The sequence below is a fragment of the Roseixanthobacter psychrophilus genome, assembly GCF_043195195.1.
Taxonomy (GTDB): Bacteria; Pseudomonadota; Alphaproteobacteria; order Rhizobiales; family Xanthobacteraceae; genus NCEH01.
This window is the reverse complement of the sequence record NZ_JBAFWT010000025.1, coordinates 26,526-38,782: the sequence shown is the minus strand read 5'-3', so window position 1 is coordinate 38,782 and position 12,257 is coordinate 26,526. Positions and strand designations below refer to the sequence as shown.

The 12,257-nt window shown below is 64.7% G+C and carries 12 protein-coding genes; 7 read left to right on the top strand and 5 right to left on the bottom strand.

The window, feature by feature from the left end; genetic code table 11:
- Nucleotides 1-64 precede the first annotated feature (64 nt).
- From V5F77_RS19345 to V5F77_RS19330, 4 genes are read right to left on the bottom strand one after another with little or no spacing between them, the layout of a single operon-like run.
- Entirely contained in the window at nt 65-1,468 is a 1,404-nt protein-coding gene (locus V5F77_RS19345; RefSeq protein WP_429006980.1) for a class I adenylate-forming enzyme family protein, read from the bottom strand.
- Entirely contained in the window at nt 1,465-2,286 is an 822-nt protein-coding gene (locus V5F77_RS19340) for an enoyl-CoA hydratase/isomerase family protein (RefSeq protein WP_429006979.1), read from the bottom strand. The genes V5F77_RS19345 and V5F77_RS19340 overlap by 4 nt, the downstream gene beginning before the upstream one ends.
- A gap of 14 nt (nt 2,287-2,300) precedes the next feature.
- Nucleotides 2,301-3,512, bottom strand: coding sequence for an MFS transporter (locus V5F77_RS19335; protein WP_429006978.1), 1,212 nt, complete (start codon nt 3,510-3,512; stop codon nt 2,301-2,303).
- Nucleotides 3,513-3,551: 39 nt separating this feature from the next.
- Nucleotides 3,552-4,769, bottom strand: a complete 1,218-nt coding sequence (locus V5F77_RS19330; protein WP_429006977.1) for an ABC transporter substrate-binding protein — start codon at nt 4,767-4,769, stop codon at nt 3,552-3,554.
- A 165-nt stretch (nt 4,770-4,934) separates the two neighbouring features.
- Between V5F77_RS19330 and V5F77_RS19325 the strand changes: the two genes are divergently transcribed.
- Both V5F77_RS19325 and acuI read left to right on the top strand, forming a co-directional pair.
- Entirely contained in the window at nt 4,935-5,675 is a 741-nt protein-coding gene (locus tag V5F77_RS19325) for a FadR/GntR family transcriptional regulator (protein ID WP_429006976.1), read from the top strand.
- 49 nt (nt 5,676-5,724) lie between these two features.
- Complete coding sequence (gene acuI / locus V5F77_RS19320; RefSeq protein ID WP_429006975.1) at nt 5,725-6,717, top strand: acrylyl-CoA reductase (NADPH); 993 nt, start codon at nt 5,725-5,727, stop codon at nt 6,715-6,717.
- Between the two features lie 17 nt (nt 6,718-6,734).
- On the opposite strand, the gene V5F77_RS19315 is transcribed toward acuI, so the two are convergent.
- Entirely contained in the window at nt 6,735-7,454 is a 720-nt protein-coding gene (locus tag V5F77_RS19315; RefSeq protein WP_429006974.1) for a GntR family transcriptional regulator, read from the bottom strand.
- Between the two features lie 420 nt (nt 7,455-7,874).
- On the opposite strand from V5F77_RS19315, the gene V5F77_RS19310 reads away from it, so the two are divergent.
- The 5 genes from V5F77_RS19310 to V5F77_RS19290 all read left to right on the top strand — a co-directional run bounded on the left by V5F77_RS19310 (nt 7,875) and on the right by V5F77_RS19290 (nt 12,236).
- Entirely contained in the window at nt 7,875-8,660 is a 786-nt protein-coding gene (locus V5F77_RS19310; protein ID WP_429006973.1) for an ABC transporter ATP-binding protein, read from the top strand.
- A 23-nt stretch (nt 8,661-8,683) separates the two neighbouring features.
- On the top strand, nt 8,684-9,511 hold the full coding sequence (locus V5F77_RS19305) for an ABC transporter permease (RefSeq protein ID WP_429006972.1): 828 nt from the start codon (nt 8,684-8,686) through the stop codon (nt 9,509-9,511).
- A 20-nt stretch (nt 9,512-9,531) separates the two neighbouring features.
- Entirely contained in the window at nt 9,532-10,617 is a 1,086-nt protein-coding gene (locus tag V5F77_RS19300) for an ABC transporter substrate-binding protein (RefSeq protein WP_429006971.1), read from the top strand.
- A 31-nt stretch (nt 10,618-10,648) separates the two neighbouring features.
- Complete coding sequence (locus V5F77_RS19295) at nt 10,649-11,422, top strand: alpha/beta fold hydrolase (RefSeq protein WP_429006970.1); 774 nt, start codon at nt 10,649-10,651, stop codon at nt 11,420-11,422.
- Nucleotides 11,423-11,717: 295 nt separating this feature from the next.
- Entirely contained in the window at nt 11,718-12,236 is a 519-nt protein-coding gene (locus V5F77_RS19290) for a Dps family protein (protein WP_429006969.1), read from the top strand.
- The last annotated feature ends 21 nt before the right edge of the window (nt 12,237-12,257 follow it).

Genomic DNA, 12,257 nt, shown 5'->3' with positions numbered 1-12,257 from the left:
AGCAACGCCGCCGGGGCCTGGTTTCGTACATGAGGACGCCATCTTCGCGGCGCCGGCGCGGAGGTCACGAGGTGCCGACCCCGGCAAGTACCGCGACGCCGGCCCGCAGCGCCTTGCCGGTTGGTCCGACCGGGAGGGCGGCGACGATATGGATCGCGTCCGGCACCTTGAACCGCTCGGTGCGCGCTGCGACCCACGCCCGCAGGTCCTCCGCGTCCGTGCATGCACCGTCCCGCAACACCACAGCCGCGTGGACCGTCTCGCCGAGGCGCGGGTCGGGGACCCCGCAACACAACGCCGCCGCGACATCGGGGTGTCGCGCCAGCAGCAGGTCGATCTCCGCCGGCGCGATCTTGTTGCCACCCCGCGAGATGATGTCCTTCAGTCGGCCGACAATGGCGACGAGCCCGTCCGGCCGAACGCGGGCGAGATCGCCGGTGCGGAAGAAGCCGTCCTCGAACGAGGCGGCGGTGAGCTGCGTATTATCGAGATAGCCGAGCATGCCGTAGGGCGTGCGGATCATCAGTTCGCCGCAGCCTTCGTCGACCGCCTGGGCGCAGGCACCGAGACGGATGTCCACATTCTCTGTCGGTCGCCCGATCGTGCCCGCCCCGGTGAGGGCATCGCGCGGAGCCAGACAGAAATCGCAGGAACCGGTCTCGGTGAGTCCGTAGAGATCGAACACCCCTGCCTTGGGATATGCGGCGCTCAGGGCCTCGGAAAGCGGGAGACCCAGCGCCTCCCCGCCCGTCAGCACGATGCGCAGCCCATCGGCAGCCACCGCCGGGCGGGCGAAGATGGCCCGCATCATGGACGGCACGCCGACGAACACGGTGGTGCGCGGCATGAGGCCGATCACGGTGTCGGCCGTAAACTTGCCGACCAGGATCAGACGCGCCTTGCTGCGCAGCGCGAGAAGCAGCGCCCACAAGCCAAAGATGAAGATGAGCTGAAGCGGCAGTTGCACCGTGTCATCCGGTCGAAGCCGCAGCATGCGGTCAAGCACGTCGAGCTTGCCGGCAAACGCATCATGGCCGATCACCACGCCCTTGGGCGTTCCGGTCGAGCCCGAGGTGAAGATAACCAGCGCAGCTCCCTCAAGCAGCGGACGGGCGGGCGGGGTGAGAGATGCAATCTGCGTGACGCTTTCGCACTCGACACGGAAGCGCGCCGCGCTCTGCGCCTGCACCGCCTCGACCGTGGATGGCGCGGCGAGGGCGTGGAGCGGCACGGCGACGCCGCCCGCCTGCCACACGCCGAGAAAGGCGGCGATGTCGCCAGGACGGTTCGCCACCCGCACCAGCACCGGTTCGTTGGGCGAAAGGCCCCTGTCCAGCAGCGTCTCGGCGAGCCGGCGGGCGGCGGCGACCACGTCGGCCGGGGCGGCGGCGGTGCCGTCCGTGCTTTCGATCTCATGCGGATAGGAGGCGAGAGCCTCTTCCAGCAGACGGACGAGCGCGGCCGTCATTGCGGCACCTTGGGAAAACGCGCGTCGCGCCAGACCAGCGCCGCCTTGAGCCCGTCCCGCCGCGCGATATCCATGAACTGGATCTTGTCGGGAGAACCGGCGCCCTCGATGGCAAGGTCGATATCAAGCGCACTCTCCAGCGCCTCCAGCATGCCCTGGGCCTCGATGGCACGGTTCAGGGCGCGCTTGGTCTGCTTGACGAGGTCGGGATCGATGGCGGCGATATGGGTCGCAAGGCGCAACGCCTCGGCATCCACATCGGAATCTGGAACCACGCTGTTGATCATGCCGATTTCGCGCGCGCGGCTGGCGCTTACCCGGTCGGCGCCGGTCAGGATGATCTCCTTGGCCACCTTGGGGCCGACCAGCCAGGGCAGGATCATCACCACGATGCCGGCGCCGAACTTAAGCTCCGGCTCGCCGAAGAAGGCATCCTCTCCGGCAATGGTGATGTCGCACGCGAGCGCCAGCTCGCAGGCGCCGGCAAGGCAGGGCCCGCGCACCGACGCGATGGTGGGCTTGGGCGAGCGCCAGAAGCGCATCACCGTGTCGAAATCCTTCCGCAGCAGCGGGCGCCACTGGGCAACCCCGCTCGGCTGCCGCTCCATCTGCTCCTTGAGGTCGAAGCCGGAGGAGAAGGCCTTGCCTTCTCCGCGCACGATGATCGCGCGCACCGCCGCGTCAGCCTCGGCTGCGTCCATGGCGGTGCAGATTTCGCCCAGCATCGTTTGGTTCAGCGCGTTGGTGCGCTCGGGCCGGTTGAGCGTGATGCGGCACACGCCGTCGAACGTCTCGTATTTGAGGGTGGAGAATTCCATCTGCTCCTCTTCGATCAGCGGTTGCCGCCGGCCATGGCGGCGGCCTCGGGAAGACGACGCAGGCGCGCCATCGCCAGCACGCCGAAAAAGGGGCCGATCGCCAGCACCGCAAAGGCGAACTGCCACCCGACCAGGGCCACGACATAGGGAATGAGGTGGATGGTCACGAGCGTCAACAGGAAGCCGACGCAGGTCTGCACGGTCAGCATGGTGCCGATGAGCCCGCGCTCGCTCAATTCCGCCACCGCGGCGGAGAATTGCGCGGAATCCGAGATCACCGTGACCCCCCACACCAGTGCGATCGCGAGCGTCACCACCGCCGGCCCGCCGAAACTGAAGCCGATCAGCACTGCGCAGCACCCGCTGAGGACCATGGAGCCCATGGTGACGGTGGTGCGGCCCAGCCGATCCGCGCACCAGCCGCCGATCAGAGCGCCCAGCGCTCCGGCTGCGATCACGGCAAAGGCGCCATAACGCGGATCAAAAGGAGGCGCGGCGCCGTAGCGCGCTGCAAAGCTGGCGGCGAAGAAGACGCCGATCCAGGACCACATGGCGTACAATTCCCACATGTGACCGAAGTAACCGAAATTGGCGAGCCTGACCGCCCGCATGCGGAACGCCTTCAGCGCACTGTCGAGGCGCAGCGGGGGCGCCTTGGCAAGGTTCGGTCCAAGGGCCGCGAAATTGATCAGCACGGCCGCAGCGAGCGCCCCCGCCGCGGCCCCGACCACCGGCAGGCGCCAGTCGAGCCCGCCGAGTGCGCCGATGGCGTGGGGCGAGGCCGACCCGAGCGTAAGAGCGGCCACCAGCAAGCCGATCAGCAGGCCGAGGTCCCCCTTCGCCCAGGTGGATGCGATCTTCATGCCGACGGGATAGACACCGGCCATGCACATGCCGGTGATGAAGCGCAGCACCGGCACCATCGGCGACGTGGGTTCGAATGCAAGGATCGCGACATTTGCGAGGAAGGCAACGAAGGCCGATGCGGCGAACAACCGCCGCAGATCGACCCGGTCGGCCAGGGTCAGGAGGGCGCTGATGAGCGTGCCCGCCACGAAACCGGCCTGGACCGAACTCGTCAGAAGCGCCTCGTGGAAAGGCGTCAGCGTCCAGTGCTCCCGGATTGCGGAAAGCGAGGCCGTGGTCGCGAACCACGCAGACATGGCCGCCACCTCGCTGAAGACCAGGATCGTCAGCGAGATGGTCTTAGTGCGAGCGCCGGACATGGCGCGCGAAGTCAGTGAATATCGCACGCCGCCGGTCCGTCAGTTCGAGGCCTTCTTCACGAAGGCGCAGGGATTTTGCGACATGGGGCGGAAGGCTTCATCCCCGGGAATGGTCGCAACCAGCTTGTAATAATCATAGGGCGCCTTCGACTCTTCCGGCGACTTTACCTGGAACAGGTACATGTCGTGAATGGTGCGCCCGTCCTCGCGGATCTTCCCCTTGCCGAACAGCGGATCATCGGTGGGAATCTCCTTCATCTTGGCAACCACGGCGGCGCCGTCGTGCGCCTTGTCCTTTTCCATCGCCGCAACCGCCTTCATCCAATGCAGCAGGGCGCCATAGGTGCCGGCCTGGTTCATGGTCGGATACTTGCCGGCGTTGCGTGCCGCCAGCGTCTTGCCGAAGGCGCGGGTGCCGTCGTTGAGATCCCAATAGAAGGCGCTCGTGAGCATCAGGCCCTGGGCGGTCTTCAATCCGATGGCATGGATGTCGGAAATAAAGGCGAGCAGCGCCACCAGCTTCTGCCCCGCCTGGGTGATGCCGAATTCACCCGCCTGTTTCACGGTGGTGATGGTATCGCCGCCGGAACTCGCCAGGGCGATCACCTGGGCCTTGCTGCCCTGCGCCTGGAGCAGGAAGGAGGAGAAATCGGTGGTCTGGAACGGCGCCAGCACATGGCCGAGCACCCTGCCGCCGCTGGCGTTCACGATATCCGCCGCGTCGCGTTCCAGCGCGTGGCCGAAGGCATAATCCGCGGTGATGAAGAACCAGCTCTTGCCGCCTTGCGCCGTCACGGCCCGGGCGGTGCCGTTGGCGAGGGCCCAGGTGTCGTAGGTCCAGTGCACGGTGTTGGGCGTACAGGCTTTTCCGGTCAGATCGGAGGTGCCGGCGCTGGTGACGAGCAGCACTTTGTTCTTCTCACGCGCGATCTCGGCGACTGCGAGAGCCACCGAGGAGGTCGGCACGTCGACCACCACGTCGACCTTCTCCTGGTCGTACCAGCGCCGGGCGATGGCGGCGCCCACGTCGGCCTTGTTCTGGTGGTCGGCGGCGACGATCTCGACCTTGAAGCCGTGCGTCTCGGGCTTGAAGGCCTCCACCGCCATCTGCGCCGCGACCACGGCGCCGGGGCCGGCGATGTCGGCATAAAGGCCGGACTGATCGTTGAGAACCCCCACTCGGAACACAGGCAAATCCGCTGCGAAAGCCGTTGTTGCGACCGAAATGAACGCGGTCGCGAGGATGCTGATGCGCATGTCCCCTCTCCTTAAGTCGTTTCCTTGATGGATCTTCGCGCGGCTCTAGCGGCCGTGACTTATGACGGGATGACATTCGCTATTTGTCAAACAAATAATTTAAGAGTTGATTTTACCGATGAGGTCTGATGGAAAGGACCTCTCGACACAGCGGATTCTGAGGTCATGGAAGCCACCTACGGCACGATCGTCACCACCAGCGCCGCGAGCCAGATCGCCGACCAAATCCAGAAGGCCATTCTGGACGGGCGCCTGAAGATGGACGAACGCCTGCCGACCGAGGAGGAACTCGCGAGTCGGTTCGGTGTCTCGCGACCGACCGTGCGAGAAGCGCTCAAGCGGCTCGCCGCGCGCCATCTCATCCGCTCCCGCCGGGGTCCTACGGGTGGAAATTTCGTTGCTGGCCCCTCGCCTGAGGAACTCAGCCAGAGCCTCGGCACCTCGGTCACGCTGCTGATGGCGACCGACGGCGTGACGCTGGAAGAAATGGCGGTAGCCCGCATGGAGATGGAGGGGATCTGCTGCCGCCTCGCCGCTGGCAACCGCACCGAAGATCACCTCGATGCGCTACGGGCCGAACTCGCAATCCAGAACAACAGCGCCATCAGTGATCAGGACTTCTGCGCCTCGGACGTGCGCTTCCACCGCGCGGTGGTGGATGCCGCCGGCAACGCCCTGCTCCGCTTCATGATGAACGCGATGGTCGAGACGCTGATGCCCGTCAGCAACATGATCATTTTTCGCGTCCGCGACCGGCGCGATATCGTCGCCCATCACGAACGCATCCTGAAGGCCCTCGAGGCCCACAATGGGGATGCCGCCGTCGAGGCGCTCGGCGGCCTCATGCAATATATCCGCGCCCAATACGCGAAGGTTATGGAATTGCGCGCCGAGAAGACGCGCTAGCCGAAGCGCCCTGCGCAAACCCGCACCACATCATCTGGAGGAGCCGCTCATGGCTGGCGATACGTTCCGCGCTCTCATGGCCCGCAAGACCGACACCGGGCAGGCGATCGCCCTTGAGCAGATCACCGAAGCTGAACTGCCGGCAGCGGACGTGACCGTTGATGTCGAATATTCGTCCTTCAACTATAAGGACGGCCTCGCCCTGAAAGGGCAGAACCGCATTCTGCGCACATTTCCAATGGTGCCGGGCATCGATTTCTCCGGCACGGTTCGGTCAAGCGAAAGCAGCGCTTTCGCGCCCGGCGATCGTGTGGTGCTGACCGGCTGGGGGGTGGGTGAAAACTGGTCCGGCGGCTTTGCCGAGCGGGCGCGCGTGAAAAGCGAATGGCTGGTGAAACTGCCGGACGCAATCTCAACCCGCCACGCCATGTCCGTGGGCACGGCCGGCCTCACCGCGATGCTGTGCGTCCTTGCGCTCGAAAAGCACGGCATCAAGGCGGGCGGCGATGTCATCGTCAGCGGTGCCGCGGGAGGCGTTGGCAGCGTCGCCGTGCGCCTGCTGTCGCGACGCGGCTATCGCGTCTTCGCCCTCACCGGACGGCGGAGCGAGGAGGATTTCCTCAAGTCTCTCGGCGCCCATGAGATCATCGACCGGGCGGACTATCAGGCGGCGGGCAAGCCGCTGCAGGCGGAGCGCTGGAACGGCGCGGTCGATACCGTCGGCGGAAACGTGCTCGCAAACATTCTGGCATCGAGCGCCTATGACGGCGCCGTGGCGGCCTGCGGCCTAGCCGGGGGAGTGGACCTGCCGTCGAGCGTATTCCCCTTCATCCTGCGGGGCGTCGCCCTGCTGGGGGTCGATTCCGTCAACTGCCCCAAGGCGCGGCGGGAAGCGGCCTGGGCCCGGATCGCCAGCGAGCTGACCGAGGCCGACATGGCCTCCCTGACCAGCGAGACCACGCTGGACGACCTGCCGACGCTGGCGGACGACATCCTCAAGGGGCAGGTGCGCGGGCGCACCGTGGTGAAGACGCACAGCTGAACGCGCGCGCCGATCGGTCAATCGGAACCGCGTCTCAACGCGGTTTCGGTACCCTCCTCGGCTAGGGCCTCTTCTTGTTCCCGTAGGTGCCGCACCAGGATTTCCCCTGAGCTGGTGCTGTGGATGCGGGCGAATTGCTCGGCCACATCGGGGTCGCCATCGGTCACCGCCGCAACCAGCGGCGCATGGTTCGCGATCACCATCCCTCGCTCCGGCAGAATGGCGTTCGACGACGCCATGTACATCCGCACCTGCTGCTCGACGAGATCGTATTGGCCCGCGAGGCGCCGATGGCCCGCGAGCGAGACCATCGCCTTGTGCAGGGCGAGGTCCGCCTCGTTGATATCCCTTCCGCTTCCCGAATTCACGGCCGATTTCAAGGCTTCGAACGCAGCTTCCATGCGGCTGTGGCGATCGGCGTGCTGTGCCGCCAGCCGCGCGGCCAGCCCCTCCAGGCTGGCCCGGAGCGTGTAGAGTTCCCACGCATCATGGGAAGTGAGGCTCGCGACCTCCCAGCCCGCATAGGGGCGCTGAACGATCAGCCCCTCCGCCATCAGCCGCTGCAGCGCGGCCCGTATGGTCCCGCGCGAAAGATCGAACTGGGTCGCAAGCTCGACCTCCGTCAAACGCGCGCCGGGGCGCACCTGGCCGGAGACGATGGCTTCCCTCAAGGCATCCGCCGCAGCCTTGTCGAGACTGCGCTTCGCCACCGTCGAGACCATTCCCAGAGCACTCATTCTCCACCTGCCACGTCTTTAGTCAGCTTAAGCCTGAACTTTGATCAGTCCCAGGATTGACCTAACAAATTGGTTGTTATTTGATGATTGTCAACAATTAGCAAAAGCAGAACCCTTCCTATTGCGGCGGAACGCGAGAAGCGAAGATGCGGAAGCTACAATTGCGACGCCTCAGCAACACCCCTCCTTACACCGTCGACTCCCGGCGGAAACCGGCAGGTCGTCATCGACGTGCCGGTACGCATCGTCAAGCCAAAGCCATACCGATCTACTCCCGTCAATTCCAGACCAGGACGCCGAGCGTCTCGGCTGCGGGATGACATCTCAGTCTGTCGCGACAGGCCGTCGCGTCAAACCCGCGATCGCTGTCACCGAAAGCTCCCGCATCGCCTGATTTCTAAAACGAAGGAGGCACGAGACATGGGCCCGATCAGCCTGAGGCACATATCGAAGTTCTTCGTCACCCCCGACGAGGAAGAAGCAGTTACGGCGCTGGACGACGTCTCCTGCGAGATCTCCGCCGGCGAATTCTTCTGCATTATCGGCCCGTCCGGCTGTGGAAAGAGCACCCTGTTGCACACCATCGCCGGCTTTTCCAAGCCATCGGAGGGGGAAGCGCTTCGCAATGGGCAGCCTATTGCCGGCCCTGGACCGGATCGCACCGTTATATTTCAGGAGTACGGCCTGTTTCCCTGGATGACCGTGCATGAAAACATCGAGTTCGGCTTGCGCGCAAAGGGAATGGGCAAGGCCAAGCGCAAGGAGATCGTCGACTACTACGTCGATCTGGTGAATCTCAACCAATTCGCCGGTCGCTATCCCCACGAAATCTCCGGCGGCATGAAGCAGAGGGTCAGCATCGCGCGGGCTCTCGCGCCCGACCCGGACGCCGTGCTGATGGACGAACCATTCGCCGCGCTGGATTCGCTGACGCGCGATCTGCTTCAAGAGGAAATCCTGAGGATCTGGGAGCGCGCGGGAAAGACGTTCGTCCTCATCACCCACAATATCGAGGAAGCGGTCTTCCTCGGCGACCGGGTCATGGTCATGACGGCACGGCCGGGCCGCGTGAAGGCGATGGTGGAGATCAATCTGCCGCGCCCGCGAGATCCTTCGATCCGCGCGCACGACCTGCGCTTCCTCGAACTCAAGAACGAGCTTTCCCACCTCTTGCGCGCCGAAGTCGTGCGCGCGGCGGCCGCGTGATGTCGACGAGAGGAGAAGGCGCCATGGCTGCGCCGACCGCACGCTCCCTGGGTCCCGGCGCCGCGCATCCGCGTGCCCGCTTGACCCGTATCCTGAAAGCTGTCGGCAACAGGCTCGGGCATCTGGTCCTGATCCCGATCCTGTTGCTGGCCTGGGAGGCCTCGGTCCGCCTCGGCTTTGTAAGCGCTACGATCTTCCCGCCGCCATCGGCGGTGTTCAAGGCGCTGATCGACCTCGCCGAAGCGGGACTGCTCTGGGCCGACATCCGCGCCAGCGTGCTGCGCGTCGCGGTGGGCTTCAGTCTCGCCACCCTCAGCGGCATCGCGCTGGGCCTGCTGTTCGCCATGAACCGACGCGTTGCACTCTATTTTCTGCCCTTGATCGAACTGCTCCGGCCGATCTCGGTGATTGCCTGGATCCCCCTGGCAATCCTCTGGTTCGGGCTCGGCGACCGCTCGGCGTGGTTCATCATCTTCATCGGCGCCTTTTTTCCGATCTTTACCAACGCTTTCCTCGGTGCCTGCTCGGTCGCGCCGATCCATGTGCAGGTCTCGCAATGTTTCGGTGCCGGCCGCTGGCTGTTCCTCAGCCGCGTGATGTTGCCGACCGCGCTCCCCTACATCGTGGCGGGCCTTCGGATCGGACTTGGAGTGGCCTGGACCTGCGTGATCGCCGCCGAGCTGATCGCGGCAACATCGGGCCTTGGCTACATGATCCAGCTCGCCCGCTCGATGATCGAAACCGAGAAGGTGATGGCCGGGATGATCGTCATCGGCGCCGTCGGCTTCCTCATGAACACCCTGATGCTCTGGCTCGAGCATGCCCTTATCGGCTGGAAGACGCAGCACTGACCACCAGAGGAGATCACGTCATGTCTTATCGACCAGGCACACCCACCCGCGTCGGCGGCGGATTTACCAGGCGTTTGTTTGCGGGCGGCATCCTCGCCTGCAGCATCGCCGCCGGCACGGCACCCGCCCATGCGGCGGATCCGATCAAGGTCGCTGTCGGATACCAGTCGCTCTGGGCCGGCGGCGGCGAAGTGGTCGAGGTGCTGCGCCACACCAACATCTTCGAGCTGAATGGCATTGAGGCGACCTTCAAGACCTTCACCTTCGGCGGCCCCCTCGCCGAGGCGGCGGTGGCCGGGGACATCGACAATGTCTTCGCTGCCGACGCGCCGGTCCTGCGCGCCATGTCCCGCATGCCGGGGTCGAAGATCCTCCAGCGCACGCACGACGCGCGCTTCGGCATCCTCGTCCAGCCGGGTTTCCAGGGCGGCCTTGCCGACCTCAAGGGCAAGAAGCTCTCCGCGCCCTTTGCCACCACCACGTTCCCCCGTGCGATGAAGGCTCTGGTCGCGGCCGGGATCAAGGATCCGTTCAAGGAGATGACCATCGTCAACCAGGACATCGCCGAGCAGACCTCCGCCATGCAGGGCGGCCTGGTGGATGCGGTCACGACCTGGGACCCGACCATGGAGCGAATGATCGAGACCAAGACCGCGAAGACCCTGTGGGTGGCCCCGCGTGGCGAGAATATCGGCCTGCAGGGATTGTCGGGCAAATGGATCGAGAAATATGGACGCGAAGGCGAAGTGCGATTCCTGAAGGCATGGATCATGGCAACCTGGTGGGCCTCCAACCACATGCCCCAGGCGCACGAATGGTTCGCCAAGACCTCCCGCCTCGCCCCCAACCTGCTGGAGATCGCGACCAATTTCGACCGCAACCTCGCTGCTCCCATTCCCGATCTCGCCAAGGTGGACCTCTCGGTCTCGCAGGCGGATATCACAGGCGCCCAGGGCGTGATGGACTTCCTTTATGCCAACAAGCTTCTGAACGCGCAGCTCGACGTGAAACCCTTCTATGACATGGGTCCCCTCAAGCAGGCGGAAGAAGAGATTGCCGCGGGCAAATATCCCCCGCTCGCCGATATCAAGGTCATCACCCCCTGAAAACTGCCGAACGCGGCCAAGGAGAAACAAGATGGTTCTCGGATATGAACTCCTAGGAACCGGCAAGGAAGGCGTAATCGTCTTCAACGACTGGCTGGCCGACTGCACCAGTTGGAAGCCGATGCACCTTTATCTCGACACGGATCGTTTCACCTATGCCTTCACCGATATCCGCGGCTATGGCCGCTCGATCGGGCTCGAAGGCGAATACAGCGCGAAGGAGGCGGCGGCGGACGCCTTCGAAACCGCCGACAGCTTGGGCTGGGATCGGTTCCACATCATCGGTTTTTCCATGACCGGCATGGTGGTGGAACGGATGGTGCTGATGCACCCCGAGCGCATCAAGACCGAGATCGCGATCGGCCCGGTCTCGGCCGCCGCGATCAAGATGGATCCGGAGCGGCGCGCCTTCTTCGAGAGCACGCTCGTGGATGATGACGCCGTGCGCGAGCTCGCCGCCCGCATCACCGACCACAAGCTGACGAGGCAGTGGTCGGAGCACAAACTCTGGCTCGCCCGAAACACGCGAAACAACGTGGCGGTCCGGCGCTACCTTGACATGTGGACGGTCGAGGACTTCTCCGACGAGGTGAAGGCGGCCCGGCCGACGCCGCCGCTCCTGGTGGTGGCTGGCGTTTGGGATCAGGCCGGCTTCCTGCCCGAAGAGCTGGAAGAGACGTTCATGGCTTGGCATCCCAATGCCGAAATGGCGGTGATCCAGAACTGCGGCCACTGCCCCATGCAGGAAACGCCGATCTACCTCACCACCTTGTGCGAGCAGTTCATGAGAAAGCACGCGGCCTGATTTTTTAAGGCAAAGGTCCCGGCGCGCCAGAGTGCGCCGGGACAGACATCGCATGGTCTTTGGCATCGGTGCGGGCAGGCGGCACCACCGTCCGCCCACCTTTCATCGATCTCCTTAAACTCAGGTATGACGTAGCGATACGGGTAGCCAATACTGCTGCGGCAGGAGCTTCAATAGGATCGTCAAGGTTAGATGTTCGTTGGCGGGGGGCGGCGGGTTCTAGGGCGGCAAGGTCGCCCTACGGAACGATGCGTCCTGGCAGCGTCACCACCACGACCTTTCCAGGAGTTCCGTAATGACCACGTCCACGTTCGATGCGCGCAAGGTGGCGCCCCTTCGCACCCCCACCGACCTCGGTTCCGACGCCACACGCGACATCGCCGCAGCCCTCACGAAGCTGCTTGCGGACATGTTTGCTCTATACCTGAAGACCAAGAACTTCCATTGGCATCTTTCAGGCCCGCACTTCCGCGACTACCATTTGATGCTGGACGATCAGGGCGACCAGATCTTCGCCACCACTGATGCCATCGCCGAGCGGGCCCGCAAGGTCGGCGGCACCACGCTGCGCTCCATCGGCCACATTCATCGCCTGCAGCGGCTGATGGACAATGATGCCGAATACGTAACGGCCCAGGACATGCTGGCGGAGCTCGCTGACGACAACAAGCAGCTAGCGACTTTCCTGCGCGCGGCCCATGCGGTCTGCGAGGACTACAACGACGTCGCCACGACGAGCCTGATCGAAGTGTGGATCGACGAGGCCGAGCGCCGGACCTGGTTCCTTTACGAGGCCACGCGCTCGAACGCCTGACGCCCTGGGCGGAGCCTCTAA